The 19,388-nt window shown below is 58.6% G+C and carries 18 protein-coding genes; 9 read left to right on the top strand and 9 right to left on the bottom strand.

The window, feature by feature from the left end; all coding sequences use genetic code 11:
- Positions 1-48: 48 nt before the first annotated feature.
- The 3 genes from FFS45_RS05060 to FFS45_RS05050 all read right to left on the bottom strand — a co-directional run bounded on the left by FFS45_RS05060 (position 49) and on the right by FFS45_RS05050 (position 2,877).
- Complete coding sequence (locus tag FFS45_RS05060) at positions 49-843, bottom strand: hypothetical protein (RefSeq protein WP_137953614.1); 795 nt, start codon at positions 841-843, stop codon at positions 49-51.
- A gap of 531 nt (positions 844-1,374) precedes the next feature.
- A complete protein-coding gene (locus FFS45_RS05055) occupies positions 1,375-1,974 on the bottom strand; it encodes an NADPH-dependent F420 reductase (RefSeq protein WP_137953613.1) in 600 nt (199 codons plus the stop codon).
- Between the two features lie 168 nt (positions 1,975-2,142).
- A complete protein-coding gene (locus FFS45_RS05050; RefSeq protein ID WP_137953612.1) occupies positions 2,143-2,877 on the bottom strand; it encodes an SDR family oxidoreductase in 735 nt (244 codons plus the stop codon).
- 133 nt (positions 2,878-3,010) lie between these two features.
- Here FFS45_RS05050 and FFS45_RS05045 point away from each other — a divergent pair, with 133 nt between their 5' ends.
- On the top strand, positions 3,011-3,586 hold the full coding sequence (locus tag FFS45_RS05045; protein ID WP_137953611.1) for a TetR/AcrR family transcriptional regulator: 576 nt from the start codon (positions 3,011-3,013) through the stop codon (positions 3,584-3,586).
- Between the two features lie 186 nt (positions 3,587-3,772).
- On the opposite strand, the gene FFS45_RS05040 is transcribed toward FFS45_RS05045, so the two are convergent.
- A complete protein-coding gene (locus tag FFS45_RS05040; RefSeq protein ID WP_137953610.1) occupies positions 3,773-4,240 on the bottom strand; it encodes an Lrp/AsnC family transcriptional regulator in 468 nt (155 codons plus the stop codon).
- A gap of 147 nt (positions 4,241-4,387) precedes the next feature.
- Here FFS45_RS05040 and FFS45_RS05035 point away from each other — a divergent pair, with 147 nt between their 5' ends.
- On the top strand, positions 4,388-5,590 hold the full coding sequence (locus tag FFS45_RS05035; RefSeq protein WP_137953609.1) for a PLP-dependent aminotransferase family protein: 1,203 nt from the start codon (positions 4,388-4,390) through the stop codon (positions 5,588-5,590).
- Positions 5,591-5,633: 43 nt separating this feature from the next.
- On the opposite strand, the gene FFS45_RS05030 is transcribed toward FFS45_RS05035, so the two are convergent.
- The gene (locus tag FFS45_RS05030; protein WP_137953755.1) at positions 5,634-7,046 is read right to left on the bottom strand and encodes an aldehyde dehydrogenase family protein; all 1,413 of its coding nucleotides are present in this window, start codon (positions 7,044-7,046) and stop codon (positions 5,634-5,636) included.
- Between the two features lie 100 nt (positions 7,047-7,146).
- Here FFS45_RS05030 and FFS45_RS05025 point away from each other — a divergent pair, with 100 nt between their 5' ends.
- Together FFS45_RS05025 and FFS45_RS05020 are read left to right on the top strand one after the other, a co-directional pair.
- Complete coding sequence (locus FFS45_RS05025; RefSeq protein WP_137953608.1) at positions 7,147-8,046, top strand: LysR family transcriptional regulator; 900 nt, start codon at positions 7,147-7,149, stop codon at positions 8,044-8,046.
- 116 nt (positions 8,047-8,162) lie between these two features.
- Entirely contained in the window at positions 8,163-9,680 is a 1,518-nt protein-coding gene (locus FFS45_RS05020) for a diguanylate cyclase (RefSeq protein ID WP_137953607.1), read from the top strand.
- Between the two features lie 173 nt (positions 9,681-9,853).
- Here the strand turns inward: FFS45_RS05020 and FFS45_RS05015 are convergent, their stop codons facing one another.
- Entirely contained in the window at positions 9,854-10,654 is an 801-nt protein-coding gene (locus tag FFS45_RS05015; protein WP_137953606.1) for an alpha/beta hydrolase, read from the bottom strand.
- 364 nt (positions 10,655-11,018) lie between these two features.
- Here FFS45_RS05015 and FFS45_RS05010 point away from each other — a divergent pair, with 364 nt between their 5' ends.
- The 4 genes from FFS45_RS05010 to FFS45_RS04995 all read left to right on the top strand — a co-directional run bounded on the left by FFS45_RS05010 (position 11,019) and on the right by FFS45_RS04995 (position 14,649).
- Positions 11,019-11,696, top strand: coding sequence for a GntR family transcriptional regulator (locus FFS45_RS05010; protein ID WP_137953605.1), 678 nt, complete (start codon positions 11,019-11,021; stop codon positions 11,694-11,696).
- Between the two features lie 53 nt (positions 11,697-11,749).
- The gene (locus tag FFS45_RS05005) at positions 11,750-13,033 is read left to right on the top strand and encodes a dicarboxylate/amino acid:cation symporter (protein ID WP_249362641.1); all 1,284 of its coding nucleotides are present in this window, start codon (positions 11,750-11,752) and stop codon (positions 13,031-13,033) included.
- Positions 13,030-14,055 (top strand): GntG family PLP-dependent aldolase, encoded by a 1,026-nt coding sequence (locus FFS45_RS05000; protein ID WP_137953604.1) that lies wholly within the window; start codon positions 13,030-13,032, stop codon positions 14,053-14,055. Before FFS45_RS05005 ends, FFS45_RS05000 begins: the two co-directional genes overlap by 4 nt.
- A 138-nt stretch (positions 14,056-14,193) precedes the next feature.
- Positions 14,194-14,649 (top strand): hypothetical protein, encoded by a 456-nt coding sequence (locus tag FFS45_RS04995; protein ID WP_212745700.1) that lies wholly within the window; start codon positions 14,194-14,196, stop codon positions 14,647-14,649.
- A gap of 170 nt (positions 14,650-14,819) precedes the next feature.
- Here the strand turns inward: FFS45_RS04995 and FFS45_RS04990 are convergent, their stop codons facing one another.
- The 3 genes from FFS45_RS04990 to FFS45_RS04980 form a co-directional block, all read right to left on the bottom strand.
- On the bottom strand, positions 14,820-15,446 hold the full coding sequence (locus FFS45_RS04990; protein WP_137953603.1) for a LysE family translocator: 627 nt from the start codon (positions 15,444-15,446) through the stop codon (positions 14,820-14,822).
- A 124-nt stretch (positions 15,447-15,570) separates the two neighbouring features.
- Complete coding sequence (locus FFS45_RS04985; protein WP_137953602.1) at positions 15,571-16,293, bottom strand: site-2 protease family protein; 723 nt, start codon at positions 16,291-16,293, stop codon at positions 15,571-15,573.
- Positions 16,294-16,301: 8 nt separating this feature from the next.
- Complete coding sequence (locus FFS45_RS04980; protein WP_249362640.1) at positions 16,302-17,219, bottom strand: DUF2167 domain-containing protein; 918 nt, start codon at positions 17,217-17,219, stop codon at positions 16,302-16,304.
- A 418-nt stretch (positions 17,220-17,637) separates the two neighbouring features.
- Here FFS45_RS04980 and FFS45_RS04975 point away from each other — a divergent pair, with 418 nt between their 5' ends.
- Positions 17,638-19,341, top strand: a complete 1,704-nt coding sequence (locus FFS45_RS04975) for a methyl-accepting chemotaxis protein (protein WP_137953601.1) — start codon at positions 17,638-17,640, stop codon at positions 19,339-19,341.
- Positions 19,342-19,388: the final 47 nt, after the last annotated feature.

The following is a 19,388-nucleotide window of genomic DNA, read 5'->3' as shown; positions in this document are numbered from 1 at the left end:
CAGAGCGTCGAAAATAGCACGTTGCCCGGGATTCCCGTTTGCGGACCATTATTTGCCGTCTGAGCCTTTCACGAGTTTCTCAGACAATTTGAAGAGCTTAGGTGGCAAGAGTCGCTCCGCTGCCCCGAGGAGAATTCCGAAGACAAGCGCAGCGAGCACATTCGTATGGATAGCTTTCGTTGAGAAATCACTATCCCCGACCGACACTTTAATCCAACCCTGGTCGAACACTATTCCAAAAAATAGGATCGAAATGCCGTAGAAAACAAGCTTTGCCCACGCTGGCCCAAGGTCAGCCTTTGGGGTGATCAGGTTTTCATACGTTGGTGTGACATTGCGCGATAACGTCGAGAACAAAAGTCCAATCATTCCTCCGCAAAGTAGCATTCGCAGTGCATAAATCGACACTCTTACTTCCGGGTCGTCCTCGCGGCGCATCGCGAAGAAGGCCACAAGAAGGATCAGCACAATGGCAATCGCTGTAGCAAGTAAATAATTTCCGAGATATGCGTTACGTAGACGGTTGCCTGCTTTGCGCACAATAGCTTCCCTCATGTTCTCCAGATCATCGAGTCCCTCCGGGTTGAAGCTCTGCGGGCTAAAGGTCCCCTGTGCAAGCAACAGGACAATATCGAAACGACCATCGAGTTCCGTTGGATCCTTCTCAAAGGCAAATCTCAGTACACCGGTAAAGTCTTCGAATTCGTTGCGTGCCTTGAGCTGATCTTTCGGTTTATCGCCTTGCCATTCTGGCGCCGGATAAAAATAGATGTGATGAGGAGCGTTCGGAGTGCCATTCCGACCGTCACAACGCGCGGCCCTAAACGCCGATTGAGCTGGCATGGCAATGAGCGCTACAAAGCACGTCCGCACCCGGGGCAGACTCCCGGGGTCGGACCTAGAAATTGCATGCCCGTTGGCAAACGCTCGCGGGCCAGGTTACGAATCATCTCACTGCTATTGACCGCTTCGACCAGAACAGCGTCCAACGCGCCCAGTTCGGCCTGCAGGGCTTCCAACTCTGGATCAAGCCTCCTGTCCATTGATAACGTATCCAGCCGCGATTTTATGGCGCTAAGGCGTGGAGGCAACATGGCTTTCTCCTTTGAATTGTCTTCCTTCGTTTAACTCACCTGGAAAATAATAGTTCAGCCGTCTTGCACAAATGGGAAAAGAACATAGGTGCTTTCCCGGGGTGATTCTCGAAAGCCTAGCCCGAACGAGACGTATCCCGATTTGCCGCAGTTCGGGAATAGTCCGCTTTAGCTGCTAAGACAGACGTTTGAAGAGTCCGAGAAAATGGTAGCTCCTGGCCGACTACAAGCCTGCCGCGGCAGACCGCGATCCATCCTGAGCCGTCATTCGGGTCACCAGCTACCTGAACCTGACGAGATCTTTAAAGATCAGTTCACCCCAGCTATTGCCCCTGGCCTGCACCAGCGCACCGCCATCCTTAAGCGGTCCTAGTGCAACCGGCGCGAAACCGAGTTGTTCGGCCAACGCCGCGACCGGTGCCACCGCGGTTTCGTCATCGCTCGAGAGAAACACCACGCGGCTGCCGCCATTCACGTTTGGATCAGCGGCCAGAACGGCAGCCGGCAAATGGTTAAAGCCCTTGACGAACCTCGCGCCGGTAAACGCTTTGCCGACCACTGCGGACGACGGCAGACCACCCAGGTCTGCAACGGGAACACCGTAAGCATTGGTCGCATCGATAATCGTCTTGCCCTGCCAGGTCGCGATCTGCTTCGCGACTTCGCGATGTTCCCAGAACGGAACCGCGAGGAAGATCGTGTCGGACTCGATTGCCTCCTGCCGTGTCCTGGGGACAACGGAGGGGCCGATCGCTCGTGCCTGCTGCATCAACGCCTCGGGCGGGCGCCGGCTGGCGACGGTCACATTGATGTTCTTTCGTGCAAACGCACGGGCGAGGGCCTGACCTATTGCGCCAAAGCCAATAATCGAATAGCTCATACGAACTCTCCATTCGAGGGGGGATCAACCGCGGACTCATGTCACAACACCCGCTGGACAATCATCTAAATCAACCCCGCCCATTAATTAGGATTACATATTTAACAGCGGATACCGAATCGTCTCTGTCAAGCTAAAAGCCCCCGCTACACGCCTTTCGGCATGATTTCAGATGGCCGAGAAACCGCCGTCGACCGACAACTCCACCCCATTCACGAAGCTCGAATCGTCTGAAGCAAGAAACAGCGCGGCCGCCGCAATTTCCTCAGGACGACCCATCTTTCCCCGCGGGATCAGGGACTCGAACATCTGCTTCGCCTGTTCGTCGAGAATCTGGTCCTGCATCGGTGTGGCGATCGGCCCCGGGCTCAGCACGTTCACCCGGATATTCCTGCCCTTCAGCTCGTTAAGCCAGGTGCGTGCGAATGAGCGCAACGCTGCCTTGCTCGCCGCGTACACGCCGTAACCAGGAAAACCTTTCACCGAAGCAACTGACCCGGTCATGAAGATCGATCCGCCATCGTTGAACAGCGGCAACGCCTTCTGAACCGTGAACAGCGTGCCGCGCGCATTCAGGCCGAAGGTTGCATCGAAGTGCTGCTCGGTAATCTCGCCTAGTGGGACGGATTCGCCAATGCCAGCGCTCGCGTACAGAATGTCAATCTTGCCCTTTTCGCGTTTGACCGTATCGAACAGGCGATCGAGGTCGTCGAGACTGGCCGCGTCGCCGCGCACGCCGGTCACGTTCCGGCCAATCAGCTCGACAGCCTCGTCGAGCACCTCCTGCCTCCGGCCCGTGATGAAAACGTACGCACCTTCCTCAACGAACCGCTTCGCGCTCGCCAGCGCCATGCCGCTCGATCCGCCCGTGATGACCGCAACCTTACCCTCAAGCTTTCCCATGACATCATCTCCTTTCGTGGTGTCGGACAGCGTCTCTGTTCCCATTCGGACAAATCCGCTGTATCTTGTGGATCAGTGATCCACATCCCGATTGGCAATATATGGATCACTGATCCATTTGTCAAGGAAACCCATGCGAGCCGATGCCAGAAAAAATTACAGCCACCTGCTTGCAGTCGCGCGAGACGTCGTCGCCGAGCATGGCGCGGACGCGTCAATGCGAGACATCTCCCGCCGGGCCGACGTCGGTCTGGCCACACTGCTGCGTCACTTCCCGACGCGAGAAGCGCTGTTCGAAGCGTTGCTGTGTACGAATCTGGACGCGCTGACACAGAAGGCACGCGAACTCGAAACGTCGAGTCCGCCGGGCGAAGCGCTCGTGTCCTGGTTTCGCGAAGGGGTAGCATTCGTCCACAGCTACAGTGGCGTTGTGGCCTTGATGGTGAGCGCCCATTCAGACCCGGAGTCCGCGCTTTATGCTTCATGCGCAACGGTGCACTCGGCGGGAGAGCGGCTACTGCTCCGTGCTCAGGCCGAGGGAACGGCGCGTGCCGATATGGATGGGGTCGACCTGTTCGCCCTGATGTCGTCGCTCGGCTGGCTCGTCGACCAACCCTCGTTCGCGCCGCGGGCCGATCATCTTTTTGACATTATCGCGGGCGCCATCCTGACAAATCGGTCGAGCGACGATGTCAAGAAAGCCACATAGCAGAGTGCGGCTGGTCATGTCGGGGGATTTGAGCGACTGTTGTTGAAGGCGATGAGACGTTGAAGCGGCTGGTATCGTACTACCCAGCGACCGCACATGGCCGAACCCAGCCCGACAGCGACCGGCTCAGTTCGACCCGCTACGAAACCCTCAGGATTGCTTGAAACAATCGACCAACTCCATCTGCTATTTCAACGGCAGCCGGCTCCCCCCTTGCCCATGTGAAGTCAACTGCAATTGCCGGCACACGATCGCGCTACTGGTCTCCAGAATGCCGCAGGCACTACGCAATTCCTCGATTATCCGGTTGAGGTGTTCCGGGTCCGAACACGCCACGCGAAGTCTCGCGTCGAACGTCCCCGTAAGAACCGTACCCTCAAGAACACTGTCCATGCGCTGGATCGATTTCTCGAAGGCCGCCATGGTAGTTCCGGGCTGCAAGCGTACGTCGATGAAGGCTTGCAGACTGAGACCCATCGCGACCGCAGGTATTTCGATCGAGAACCTGGAAATCACGCCGGTTTCCACCAGTCGTTGCACCCGCTCGGCCGTCGCGTTGGCACTCAGGTTCGCCACTTCGCCAAGTTCACGGAAGCTGATGCGGCTGTTTCCCGCAAGAGCACTGAGGATTCGTCGGTCGCGGTCGTCGAGCACGGGGGTTCCTTGCGAATTTATCGGTCATTTTCACTTTTAACAGATTTTAATCACAAAGTTTGCCCGACAGCCGCGATAACAAATGGAGTCACGATAACTTGTAGAGAATTCAAGCAAGCCGAGAATCGAACCCTGCGAGGCCAAATAATGTCGCACACGAATCCGCTGTCGCGCCTGTCCACCCGTCTGGAACCGTCAGGTATCCGGAAACTCGAGCAACTGGCCAAAGACGTGCCTGGCCTCATTTCGTTGGGGCCAGGGCAACCCGATAGCACGCTCTTCCCTTCCGCCGAGATTTTCAGCGCGTTAAGCGTTGTGTTCGACAATCCGGGCACAGCCGCACGCGCTTTGCAGTACGGCCAGTCTCAGGGCAATCCGGAACTGCTGGAGCTTTTAGCGCAGCACATGCTCGACCGGGGTGTCACATGTAACGCGTCGAACATCCTTGTGACCGCGGGCGCCCAGCAGGCAATCGACCTGATTACCCAGTTGCTCGTAGACGATGGAGACTCCGTACTGGTCCAGCCCAACACCTATCCCGGCGCATTGCAGGTGTTTCGAGCCCGTGGCGCAAAAATCGCATCGCTCGCGGATCAAGATGACTTGATGCGCGGGAGCGACGCGAAGTGTATTTATGCCATGACCGATTTCCAGAATCCCACTGGCGAGATTCTCAGCGTGGACGAGCGCGCGACGCTCCTGGCCACTGCACGCCGGTGTGCCACGTATCTGGTTGAAGACAGCCCGTATCGTGAGATCAGATTTTCGGACCGAGTCCTTCCGCCTACACTTCTCGAGATGGATTGCGGCAACGCATCGCCCGATACAGGAAGAACACTGTTTATCGGTTCATTTTCCAAGATCATTGCCCCGGGACTTCGGGTCGGCTGGATTGTGGGTCCGGCAAACGTTATCTCGCTGCTAACGCTCCTGCGGCAAGGCAGCGATCTCCAACCGAGCACGCTCTCGCAGGAGATTGTGGTCAATCTGCTCAAGCGCGGGATAGACGGGCACGTGGCGCGCGTTCGACGGCGATACCAGGAGCGGCGCGATGCAATGCTCGACGCATTGCGAAGACACCTGGTTCCGTACGCGAGGTGGAACGCGCCAGAGGGCGGATTCTTTGTATGGGTACAACCAAGCGTCCCGATAGATGCACGAGCGCTGCTGGACACAGCGATTGAGAACGGAGTTGCGTATGTGCCCGGCTCGGAATTTCACCATGACGCACATGGCTCGTCGCATCTTCGTCTGAGCTTTTCGACCGCAGATCCTCAGCTCATGGACGAAGCAATTCGCCGCCTTGCCGACACCATCGCCGCCGTACTCAGAAGCAAAACTTCTGATTGAATCACGCCCATCATTTTCCCTGCGCTCGCTGCGCAGAAGCTGGTCAGCTCACTACTGCGCGCGGTTCGAGAAACGCATCGAGCCCGAAAGCGCCGTTCTCGCGCCCGATGCCCGATTGCTTGCAGCCGCCAAAGGGGGCCAGCGGCTCGAACGGTGCAGAATTGATGGTGACCCGTCCTGTCTGAAGCCGTGCAGCGACCCGCTTTGCACGATCGACATCGGACGAGAACACATAGGATGCCAGCCCGTAGTCCGTGTCGTTGGCGATTCGAATCGCGTCTTCCTCATCGGTATAGGGAATGACACACAGAACCGGGCCGAAGATTTCCTCGCGTGCGATCCGCATCTGGTTGGTCGCCCTGAACACTGTCGGCCGCACAAACCAGCCGCGTTCCAACCCATCGGGCCTGCCCTCGCCGCCGATCAGCAGCGTCGCGCCTTCCTCCTGGCCTAGGCGAATATAGGACTGAATGCGCTGCCACTGCTTCTCGCTCACCATAGGGCCGACCTGCACCCTGGATTCGGTCGAAGCACCGACTTCCAGGCTCCCGACCAGCGCCTTTAAGCGGGCGAGTATGTCGTCCAGCCGGCTGCGCGGTGCGAGGATGCGGGTTCCCGCGATACAGGCCTGCCCGCTATTGGCGAAACCATAAGCCACCGCGAGAGGAAGCGCGGCGTCGAGGTCCGCATCCGGCAGGATGATTTGCGGACTCTTGCCACCCAACTCCAGCGTCACCCGCTTGAAGGTCTGCGCCGCAGCGGTCAAGATCGCACGCCCGGTCGCGGTCGAGCCGGTGAAGCTGATTTTTGCGACGTCCGGATGGTTGCTGAGTGCGGCGCCTACGACATTGCCATAACCGTTGACGGCGTTGAATACGCCCTCCGGCAGGCCGGCCTCGTGCATCGCTTCCAACATGACCTGCGTCTGGATCGCACTCATCTCGGATGGCTTGACCACGATCGTCGATCCTGCAGCCAGCGCAGTGGCAACCTTGGACGCAATAAACGGAACGTTGTAATTCCACGGAATAATGGCGGCAGCCACGCCAAGCGGCTCCATCGTGACCTCAGCGTTGCCGACAGTGCGGCGGAAGTCGTAGGTCTCCACAGTCTTTGCCATGTCCTCGAAGATCATGGTGATGTGGCGCAACGCAAAACCGATGAAATCTTGTGGCGCGCCATATTCCTCGGCGATGGCTGCGGCGAGAGCGTCGGCACGTGCCGCAACCGCATCACGGATGCGACGCAGCATTGCGGCACGCTCGGCGGGCGTCGTACGCGCCATCGCCGGGAAAGCCCGCTTCGCCGCTGCAACAGCAGCATTAACGTCTTCCGCATCGCCAAGGCGAACCTCGCCGATCTGCTCTTCGGTAGCAGGATTGAAAAGCGGCGCTCGTTCGTGGCCGTGCGGTGTGACAAACGCACCGTCAATATAGATCTTGTCGATGATACGCATGACATTGCTCCCTCTATTGGTTCGGGAGGCCATTATGTGCGTTACCCTTTGATCTGATAACCATACTGCAACCGGACATACTGATGAGGAGAATCGATCAATGAGCAAGGCAACCCTGGCCGAACTTGAGGCGGTTTCCGCAGTGGCCCGCTGTGGCGGATTTCGTGCGGCTGCGCGGGAACTGGCTGTGTCTTCGTCGGCGCTCAGCCACGCCATCGCCGAGCTGGAGAATCGCCTTGACGTGCGACTGTTCAATCGCACAACGCGCAGCGTTGCGCTGACCGAGGCAGGTGAGCGATTCGTAGCGGAAATCGCCCCAGCGCTCGCAGCGATTGATAGCGCACTGGAAAATATGGGCGAAAGCAGCACGGAGATATCGGGGCTGCTTCGCATCAACACGTTCCGCGCTGCGAGTCAGATGCTGCTGCCGTTATTCCTCGACTATATGAGGCGCCACCCGCACGTCGAACTGGAAATTGCCACCGAGGAGGCGCTTGTCGACGTACTGGGCCAAGGTTTCGATGCAGGCATCCGTTTTGGCGACACGGTGCCGCCCGACATGATCGCCGTCCCGATCACATCGACAATGCGCGCGGTCGTAGTAGGAGCGCCCGCCTACTTCGCGGGGCGCGATCGGCCCGCCGTCCCGGCCGACCTGATGCGGCATCGATGTATTCGCGGTCGCATGCCAACGGGAAAACTCTACCGTTGGGGCTTCGAAAAGCGGAGTCAGGCTGTGTTGATTGACGCGCCCGGCCCCCTGACGCTCGACGAGTCCGGCCTGATCCTCGAGGCGGCGCTGGAAGGAGCCGGATTGGCCTATGTTCCCGAGCCGTCGGTCACGGAGCATATTTCGTCAGGACGGCTCGAGTCCGTACTGGAGGACTGGACGCCGCCCTATCCAGGCCTGTCGCTCTACTTCGCTGGACGGCGGCATATCCCTGCCCGATTGCGCGCGCTGATTGACCTGATCCGCGAACAAGGACACGCTCTCGACTAGCATAATGATGTGGGAGCGAGGCGAATTGCCGCCGCAAGAAACCTGTCCGGTTTTCAAGTTGGCAATTGGCTTTCTGAATACTTCCGTATGCCCTTCCGAGATCCGGGATCTGAACCGTGCGCCAATCAACGAAACTGAAACATCTCGCGCTGTTCGCTGTCTCTTTCGTGATCCTGCATTTGATACGCATGCTGGCGTTTTCCGCACAGGCCACAGCCGTTAGCTATCCGTTTTTACTGCTGGCACCGTCGATAGCGTTAGCCTGCTCATGCTGGCGAGCCTTCACCGAGAGAGACGAGTCGCGCTCACACTGGGTGTTGTTCAGTGCCGGACTGTTTTTGTGGACATTCGGTATGTTCCTCAGTGCATGGGAGGACATTTTTCAACACGCTCCGCTAAGCGCCGCGTGGTTCTCCGATTTTTCCTTCTTCATCTACGGCGTGCCAGTTCTACTCGCCATCTCTTTGGCTTCAACGAAACAACGCATTCCCTTCCTCGTATGGATGGATGCAGCTCAGGCACTGCTAGCCGGCTTCCTCGCGTACGTCAGCATCTTTTCCGTGATGCCGTTTTCGGATGCCCCGCCCGCGCCAGCCGAAGTTTCAACCCTTGTTCTGACCTATAACGTCGAAAACGTCGTCCTCGCGATTGCCGCGAGCTTACGTCTGTTTGCCGAGCCGCGCGGTCCGCAGCGCCGGTTCTATGCGATCCTGTTTTGCTTTCTGTGGATCTATGCGGTAACGGCCTGGGTATATAACAGTTGGGTTGCGGTGTCCAGCGGGGCCTCCAGCATGGACGTACTCGTCGATCTGCCGTTTCTCGTCCTCGCTGTTGCGATTGTGATGCCGCATCCGCAACGCGATGCAGCCAAGGCTGTATCGCGCCAGCCCACTCTATCGTTGCTCATAGAGAACGTCAGTCCGATGTTCTATACGCTGGCTTTGCTTGCGCTTAGCATCTCACTTACGGGCCGGCACTTCTACGTGGCAATCGTGGGGATATTGACGGCTCTGATCGCCTACGTTACCCGTTCGATACTGCTGCAACTGCGTTACGTCCTTGCGCAACGCCAGCTTGATGAAGCGGGAGATCGCCTCCAGCAGATGGCACTCACCGACGCATTGACTCATACGGCCAATCGCCGCCGCTTTGACGAAACGTTAGTACTCGAATGGAATCGCGCCATTCACAATCGGCATCCACTTGCACTGCTGCTGATCGACATTGATTACTTCAAGATCCTAAACGACCGCTACGGCCATCCCGCAGGAGACCGTTGCCTGATCTCCGTGGCGCGCGTGCTTCAATCCGCGCTACCTCGGAGCGGCGATCTGCTCGCCCGCTACGGTGGAGAGGAGTTCGCGGCGATTCTGCCTTCGACCGACGAAACCGGCGCACGAGTCGTGGCCGTCGCGATGCAGGAAGCACTTCGCTTGCTTGAAATCCCCAATGACACCGCGACGGGACCCTTTGTCACGATTAGCGTGGGAATTGCCGTGAGCGATACGCCGCGAGTCAGCACGGCCGGGATCATCGAGCTTGCCGATCAGGCGCTCTATCGGGCAAAACAGCACGGCCGCAATCGCATCGAATTGACTGCCGAGCGCGATTTCTTGTGCAATGGCGCACGGTAGTTCTCGTCAAAGCGGTTCAGCCCAGGCGCCCACCTTCCCCTTTTGCTGAACTGGTAGCGTTGGCGGGTCTTAAGATCAGCCTGACGGGGAGTAAGCGCAACTCCCCGCCGGCCGAATATTGTCGAGCCCGGGCCCGAATATGTCCGCTCGCAGCTTGCCTTCGGCCATTCAGGTCAAATAGCTTTGCGCTTCAAGAAGCTCTCGATAACGGTTGCAAAGTATGGCGGGCACTCCTGCATCGGGTAATGACCGCAGTTAGGAATAACGTGCAGTTCTGCATTCGGGTGCCACGCAAGAAAGGTGCGCTCCATTGCCTCCGAATCGATCCCGGGATCCTTGTCACCGACAATGACCAAATAGGGTGTTTCAAGGCCCCGAACGTCATCGACGAAGTTAGCCGTGACCAGCATTTCGAGGTATCGCTCCCGGCAGCCAGGCGCCACCGTGTCGCGGTTTTGCCGCACCTTGCGATCAGCCCATCCATCGGAAAGCCGCCCCCCAGTGACGAATCTGAACAGCCGGCGAAGCGCGTCGTCGTCTTCTATCGTGCTGGCAAAGAAAGCTCGAGCCTCGGGGCTCAACCGATTTCCAGCAGCAGAAACGGGACAGACGGCGATCGCACTCGAGATGCGAGACGGAGCGTCTGCAGCGATGCGTTGTGTGATCATCCCGGTCATCGAGTGGCCGACTATGTGGAAGCGCGTCCAACCGAGCTGGTCGGCGAGCAAGAGGCAATCGGCGGCAATCTCCTCTATCGTGAATTCGCCGGCCAATTCGATGGATTGCCCGTAGCCACGCAAATCGACAAAAACATATGTGAACGCGAGGCTATCGAGCCAGGGCATGACTCCATCGTAGCTGGAGTGGTCGCCGAGCCAGTCATGCATGACCAGGACGCGAATAGGGCCATTGCCATACTGCACATATCCGAGGCTGGCGTCAGATCCTGAGCGGATTTCAACGGGTGCTTTCATTCCAAGGTTCCATTGGGATTGTAGGAACCAAAACGAAACGCCCTCCCGGCGAACCGGGAGGGCGTTTTGAAAGTGGCCCCATCCTATCAATCACTTGAACGCGGGTCAATAGGCGGGCGCGCCGATGGGCGCCTGGCCGGACTACGGCGCCAACACACGCGCCTCCGCGCCATACTGACAAGTGTCCTGCCAAGACGCGGTTCCGACTTCATTCGCAATCAAAACTTAGCCACAGCGAAGCGGCTCGCAACCGTGCGGCTGCTTTGCGCCGGGTCGCCACTGGCCCCAAGCGATCCGTCACAAGAATGCAAAAAACATCAAAAAAGCCTTGCAGGCCAGTTTTTGTCATGCTGGTATACCAGCTATGAACCAGACGCAAACCAGTGAATCCGACGAACCATACGAGCGCCTTCGCGCGTTGATCGTCAATGGCTCGCTTCGCCCCGGCGAAGCGCTTTCCGAACGCAGTCTTGCTGAGCGGTTGCAGGTTGGCCGCACGCCAATTCGCGAGGCAGTCAAATGGCTCGCGCGCGATGGCCTGCTCGAAATCGTGCCGATGCGCGGCACGTTCGTGCGTGAGATGTCGGTAGGCGATCTGCGCGAAATCCATGAAATGCGGATTGCGCTGGAGGGAATGGCCGCATTCCTCGCAGCCCGCCGCGGCTCATGCGCTTCGCTTGATGACACAGCCGCGCGCCTGGAGGCGCTCGCCGAGGGGATCGCGGCAGAACAGGCGCTCGACGTCGACGAAGCGCAAAGCATTGGCTGGGCGTTCCACGAAGCCATGTTCGAATGCGCCGACAATCAGCGCCTGCGACAGGCCTACCAGAACTTACGCGCTCAGAGCGGGCTCGCACTGCGGCGCGTTGAACGCTATAGCGTCGAGCGGACCAGAGAGGCGGTGCTCGAACACCTTGAGATTTGCACGGCCATCAAGGCTGGCGATGGCGAGCAGGCGCGCCGTCTCGTCTATGCGCACCTCGAGCGGGCGTTGCAGATTCGCCTGAAGTTCCTTGCGCACCTGGGCGAGGAGCGGACGTAACCCCGCTCGCACAAACTTACCACCTGCCGTCACGCGGTTCCGGGAGAATAACCATGCAATTGCAGCACGGTCGTCGAAGAATCCCTTTGCCTGTCCAGATGCTCCTCGGGCTTGTGCTGGGGTGCGCTGTCGGGTTTCTGTTTCCGCATTTCGCCAAGACGCTCGAACCTATCGGAACGGCATTCGTGCAGGCGATCAAGATGATTGTCGTGCCGCTGGTGTTCACAGCAATTACGCTCGGAATCTACCAGATGGGCAATCAGGCCCGCTCGCTCGGGCGGGTATCGGCGATCAGCCTGGGCTACTTCTTTGTGGCGACGGTGCTCTCCATCTTCGTCGGCCTGGCGCTCAACGCGCTGTTTCATCCCGGCCTCGGCGCGAACCTCGCCGCAGCAGCCAAACCCGGCAAGGTCATCGCAACCAGCGTGGACTGGACGAAGTTCTTTCTCGACATGATCCCGAGCAACATCGTGGCCGCGATGTCCGGTGGCAATCTTCTGCCCGTGCTGTTCTTCGCGGTGCTTCTCGGGCTCGCGCTCGCCTCGCTGGGCGCCCGCGCAAAGCCACTGATCGACGTACTCGACGCGTTGATGGGTGCCGTCTTCAAGGTAACCGACTGGATCATTTCGCTCTCGCCGATCGCCATCTTCGCGATTATCTCGTGGCTGTTCGCCACCCAGGGACTGGCGACACTGCTTTCGCTTGTCAAGCTGGTGGGTGTGATGTACCTCGGCCTTGCGGTGCTTCTCGTGTTTTTCGCTGTCATTCTGAAGGCGATCGGCGAAAATCCGCTGCAAGTGACCCGCCAGATCAGTGAGCCTGTGCTGCTCGCGTTTGCGACCCGCTCGTCGGAAGCGAGCCTGCCGGTGCATATGGAGAAGCTCGTCGAAATGGGCGTGCCGAAAGCAGTAGCATCGGTGGTGCTACCGCTCGGCTACGCATTCAATCGCGACGGCTCCATCATGTACTTTGCGCTCGCAGTCGGTTTTCTGGCTGACGCGTATCGGATTCCGCTCGACTGGCACACGCTGCTGTCTATCGTGATCGTTACTACGCTCGCGAGCAAGGGCAGCGCAAACGTGCCGTCGGGCGGCCTAGTGGCCGTTGCAATGGTGCTGACCACGATTGGGGTTCCGGTTGAAGCGCTCGCCATCATCGCAGGCGTTGATGCGTTTCTTGACATGGGCCGTACTGCGATCAACGTTTACAGCAACACAGTGGCCGTCAAGTTAGTGATGAAACTGGCACATGTTGCCTATGAGCAGCCAGAGACCGTTCGCATACCTGAACAAAGCGCGCCCGAGAGCGGGGCCACCAATCCCAGGGGACTAGCATGATCGATCTGCGCAGCGATACGGTGACGCGCCCCACTGACGCGATGTGGGACGCCATGCGCAACGCGTCGCTCGGCGACGATACGCTGGAGGGAGACGCGACTGTCCAGGCGCTGGAACAGGAAGCAGCAACATTGCTGGGTAAGGAGGATGCGCTCTTCGTATGCAGCGGCACGATGGGCAATGCCATCGCCACGCTGGTCCACGCACATCGCGGCGGTGAAGCCGTGCTGGACCAGGACGCCCACATGGCCAACTCGGAGGGCGGCGGTGTCTCGCGCCTCGCGGGCCTGTTCTGCCGCACGGTTGCCTCGCGCCGCGGGGAAATGGACCTGCAGATATTGAGCAATAGCATCCGCGGCGGATACTCGCGCTACGGCGAGCCGACTGCGATGGTGGCGATCGAGACAAGCCACAATGCGGCAGGCGGCTGCGTTCAGAGTCTCAACTATCTGGCGCAGGTGGCCGGCGTTGCACGTAAGCGAGGCGCCGCGGTCCATCTGGACGGAGCCCGTCTGTTCAACGCGGCGGTCGCTCTAGGTATTGATGCCCGCGATATTGCGCAGTACGGAGATAGCGTCACGTTTTGCCTGTCAAAGGGGCTAAGCGCTCCAATGGGCTCAATCTTGCTCGGCTCTCATGAATTCATCGAGCGCGCGCGAACCTTTCGGCGAACGATTGGCGGCGGACTGAGGCAAGCGGGCATTATGGCTGCCGCCGGTCTGGTCGCGCTAAGGACGATGCCTGCCAGGCTCGCGGAGGATCATCGGCGCACGTTGCTGCTTTGGGAGCGCCTACGGAATACTGCGCTAGTGGAAGTTGACCGATATCCGCCTCAGACCAATATTTTGCGGCTGAAGGTACCGGACGGCAAAGCGGAAAGCCACGTGCGGCAGCTTGCGCTTCACGGCATTGCAATTCGCGCGAGTGGTCCATATGCGCTGCGTCTTGTGGTTCACCGGCATATCGACGACGCAGCGATTGACGCGGTAAGCAATGCGTTTGAGGCACTGGCGGCAGGGTGAAGCTTTGCTTTGCGCGGGACATGGCGGCATACATCGTCGCGTTGCCGTAGTCGTGCTGTGTCTTGCAATGCGAAAAGGATTCGAGCCCCGATGTGCCGGTGCATCGGGCTGCGATTCGACGCGGAACGGCCCTCCGCAGTGATGGTTACGATCAGTTTCGGTCTGGTAAGCTGGGCGCAACTCCTCTCTATGAGCGTCAGAATGCGCCGTGCATCGATTGTCATTCGCACGCTATTCGCACTATGCCTCCTTGCTGCAACCTTCAATCATGCCCGTGCCATTCTGCAGCATGGCATGCTTTGGGACTATGGCTACGGAAGCAAGATTGCCCTTACCAGCCGGGTATACTGGGCTATGCTAACTATTCTTGATCCGCTTGCCGCCGTTCTGTTGTTCGTTAAACCGAGGGTGGGCATCGGGTTAACCGTTGCGATCATCGTGAGCGACGTAATCCATAACACGTACTATGTCGCGGCGAACGATCAGTGGCTTGCACCATTCTATTTGGCCCAAGTCGGATTCCTCGTGATTGTGCTGGGTCTCGCACCGGTCGCAGCGAAGGCGGCTCCATCTCGACGTCAAGCGCCGGTTTGACAGACTGCCGTAAATCACGTCCTCCTCATTGATTGCTCACACTCTTGGTCAATAAGGTCCGGAGAGGTGACGGATGGCGACAACTGACCGTCCACTGTCGGACGCGCTCGCCAGGAGACGGCCCCGGCGCGATCATTCAACTCTCCGGGGAACAGCCATTGACCAACGGTTTATCGATGTTGAGTAGCGACTTTCAATCCCAGTGTGATAAAGATGCTACCTACGATCTTCCCTTGCCAACGACTAATCCATGACAGACGCCTCGCAACTCGACCTAATGAACGTATCGAAAGTGCGATCAGCGTCGTATACAACGAACTCAACACGACAAAAATAAGCCCCAGAATCGCGAACTGCAAAAACACAGACCCTCTTTCAGGATGCACAAATTGAGGCATGAAGGCGAGGAAGAATAGCGCGGTCTTAGGGTTGAGGACTTCCGCCGGCACGGCTTGCAAGAAAGCCTTTCCAGGCGTGACGGCGGCGACCTTCGGCAACGAAGCGTCCCCCTGCTTTTCAAGGATCGCACGAATGCCGAGATAGATTAGATACGCCGCTCCGATGAACTTGACTGCGTTAAACGCGAGTGCAGAAGTCATCAGCACCGCCGACAGACCGACTGCGGCAAAGACGGTATGCACAAAGTCTCCCGTCGCTATACCGAGGCCTGTCATGATCCCAGTCCTGCGGCCAGCCTGAACAGTACGACTGAGTACGAGAAGTACTGCAGGACCCGGAATGAGGAACAGCCCCAGAACGACAGCAACAAACGTGCTCAGCGTGGAAAGGTCGAACATTGCGGCTCCTGCCTTAAGGTAAGGACACGACGATTGTCATCCATCTGGATTCAGATGTCGAATGTCCGTTTTAGCCGTCCGTTGCCGCAGACCTAATCGGTTCCGTCAAATTGTCATGTAGCGGCTAACCCCGGTGAACCGCCGCCAACATGTCATGGACGCCAAAAGTCATCAACGAGAGAAACGCCAGCAACCCCAGGTAATAGAACGCGTAGGTCAGCTTCACCGAGGTGGCCACTTCGTAGTAGCGGACGTTTTCCGGATCGCGCGGATCATAGTGCCAAGCCCGCTTTAATTGCGGGATCGCGAGAATCGCCATTACTATCAGGAGTGGGCTGGGATGATATAGAAACAGCGCAATCAACACCGGAACGCCAGCAAACCAGATGCGCGGAGACAAAACCGCCGTAATCCTGCCACCGTCAAACGGCGACAGCGGAATCAGATTGAAGAGATTCAGGAAGAATCCCGCGTAGGACAGTGCAAGCAGCAAGCCGTTATCGGCATGACGTGCGGCGAAATAGCAAACGAGCGCACCCACCGTACCCAACAGCGGCCCCGCCAAACCGACATAGGCTTCCGTCTCAGCGTCGTGTGGCAACTCCTTGAGCTGAATCCAGGCGCCCACGAACGGTACGAACGTCGGCAAACTCACGGCAAGACCACGCTGCCGCGCCGCGAGGTAGTGTCCTGCTTCGTGGACGAATAACAGCGCGACGAAGCCCGCCGCAAATCGCCATCCGTAGAAAACGGCATACACCGCAATCGACAACAGCATTGAGCCAGTTGTCATTAGCACCTTGCCCAGCTTCAATCCGCCGAGCAGTAACACGAGTAATTTGCCCATGACGATCCTTAGCGGGGCTCCTGGCGACCCTGCGGCGACGCCGCCTTGCGCTTGCCAAAGCGTCTGACGACGGCCGCCACCATGATCGAGATAACGGCACCGAGCTTTGAGAATTTCGCGGCAAACGCGATAAGCATAGCGATCAGGCCAAGCTTCTTGGCCGCAACACCGACGACCAGTGCGGCAAGGCCGTACTCGGCGACCCGGTCGGTGAACTTGTCGAAATCGGCGTAGCGCTTGCCCGGAACATAGTCGATGTCTGCAAGCAGCGCATTCGCAATGGCCTTGTCGGCCGCAAACGAGCTCAGGCGCGAAGCCACTGTCAACTCAAGGTGGCCATCGCGGCCTAGCGCCACTGTCTGGTAGTTCACCGCCTGATGTGCGTCGTCATCGGGCCCATCTTCTTTGCGCACAATGGCTCCCCATACCAGACGGTGCGTCGCCGCATCGTAGGTGGGCGCCTCTGCCCACCCGCGTACCTCAAGCTGGGGAAAACCGTGTGCCTTGCGTGCAGCATTGGATTGCGTGACGCTTTCCGTCAGCCTCCGGAGCATCTCATCGGCCTTCCAGTGTTGCGCATCGTCGTCGCGTATGTAGCCATCCTTTGTGAACATGACGATGGCAACCCAGTTGCCATCCTCCTCCGCCGGGGTGACCATGCCGACGAGCCTTCTGTCATCGACCGTTTGCCCCATTGATCGCAGCAAGCGAGCTGCTGCGGCTGCTGGCACAAACTTGTCGCCCGCCGGGAGCGCAAGCGTAGCCTCGTCGAATATCTGGATGTTGCGCGGACCTGACAATGCGGCTTTATCGAACTCTTCGGAGGCCGCCTTAAACTCCGCCTTCGCCGAATCAGCTTGCGCGTTTGCAAAAGAAGCCATCAACAATGCGAACAGACAAAATCCAACCCTGGCAAATGCTTTCACATGCCCTCTTTATTCATCTAATTGAAATTTATGTTCTTTCGCCCCCGCCGATCGACAAACTACCGTTCGCGACCGGTTGCGAAAATGCTTCAAGACTATCTGAAACAGTCTGTTTTTGGCAATTGATCAGACGCGCGCCTGCGCCACGCGAACATCTCTTCATGGCCGTCGCCCGCCCGTTGCGGTCGGCTTAGTTATAAATCGTCACTCTCGGGGTATGCCCTCCCCTAAAGCTCGCCAATCCATAGCCGATATAACCATGATGGCTAAGTCCCGCAGATATTGAAATGATTTTGAAAACTGACGGACGCCGGCCGCGCACCGCCGTAGCTTCCAATAAGCTATAGATCCCTTGGCGATCCGGCCCGGCGCGAGTTTTACCCGCTCATGACATGTTCAATGGAAGGATTCCATAGGTATGAAACTGTCTTTTGCCCAGAAGCTATGGTTGCCGCTCATCCTCAGCCTGCTATGTCTTGCCGGAATATCGGTCTACGACGCCTACCAGACGAGGGAAACGCGGCTCGAAGAGCGCAAGGCGGACCTGAGACACGCGTCGGAGGTCGCGCTGAGTGTCGTCAAGATGTATGGCGATGAGGTGACTGCCGGAACCTTGCCAGAAGCAGAAGCCCAGAAGCGGGCCATGGACAGCATCCGGCATATCCGCTACGGCGAAGACGGCTATTTCGTCCTCTCCAATTCACAGCCGATCGCCCTGATGCATCCGACGAAGCCCTCGTACGATGGCAAAGATGTCAGCGACTTCAAGGACGCAAACGGCGTCTACGTGTACAAAGAGATGGTCGCTGTGGTCAAGCGCGACGGCAAGGGTTTTACTGCGTATTCCGCTCAGAGGCCGGGTGCCACCGAAGCCTCGCCCAAGATCTCTTACGTCGTAGCGTATCAGCCTTGGGATTGGATTCTCAGCACGGGGGCTTATGTCGACGACATTGATGCGGCATTCCGCTCGACCTTGTACCGCAGCCTTGGAATTCTGCTGCTCATCGCAGCGGCCCTGTCGGGTGTGGTGGTACAGCTCAACCGCGGCATTCTGCGCTCATTGGGCGGCGACCCGTCGTACGCCGCCGAAATTGCTAACCAGATTGCCAGCAACGATCTGACTGCCGTCGTGAAGACCGCGCCGGCCGATCGTTCGAGCCTGCTGTTTTCAATGAAGCGCATGCAGGAGCAACTCACGCATACGATCGGCACAATCAAGGTCTCGGCCGATTCGATTGCCACTGCCACGCACCAGATTGCGGCGGGCAACCAGGATCTGTCGCAGCGCACTGAAGAGCAGGCCGCCTCGCTCGAGGAAACCGCATCCAGCATGGAGCAACTGACCTCGACCGTCACCCAGAATGCCGACAATGCCAGTCAGGCCAATCAGCTCGCAGCACAGGCTGCCCAGGTGGCGGAACAAGGCGGTACGGTGGTGTCACGCGTGGTGGAAACAATGGAGGGCATCAACGCCAGTTCGGACAAGATTGCGAACATTGTCGGCATCATCGAGGGTATCGCCTTCCAGACCAATATCCTGGCGCTGAACGCGGCTGTGGAAGCCGCACGGGCAGGCGAACAGGGGCGCGGCTTCGCGGTGGTCGCCTCGGAAGTGCGTTCGCTGGCGCAGCGTTCCTCGGCGGCAGCCAAAGAGATCAAGGAACTGATCCACGATTCCGTGGAGCGGGTCCGGACCGGCGCCGGCCATGTGCAGGAAGCCGGCTCGAAGATGAGCGAGATCACTCGCGAAATCAGGCGCGTGACCGACATCATGGGGGAAATTACCGCCGCCTCGCAGGAACAGAGCAAGGGCATCGGCCAGGTCAGCCAGGCTGTCACGCAGATGGACGAAGTCACGCAACAGAACGCGGCCCTGGTCGAACAGGCGGCGGCCGCCGCGAGTTCGCTCGAATCGCAGGCAGCCGACCTGAAAGCGTCCGTCTCGATGTTCAGGCTGGACGCCTCGCGCAGCGCCGAAGCGAGCCGCCCTGCCGCGCAAACACGCAGCGCTGCGACTCCGGCGCGCGCCAGAGCTCCTGTCACGCCAGCCCCGAAGCGGCCCGCATCGCAAACCGTTCGGGAAGTGGAAACCGCCGGCGCCGGCGAATGGGACAGCTTTTAGACGCAGTCATAAGCCCATCGCAGTCGTGCGCTACCCGGCGGTAGCGC

The organism is Burkholderia sp. 4M9327F10 (assembly GCF_005503145.1).
GTDB lineage: Bacteria > Pseudomonadota > Gammaproteobacteria > Burkholderiales > Burkholderiaceae > Paraburkholderia.
This window is presented reverse-complemented; position numbering and strand designations above follow the sequence as displayed.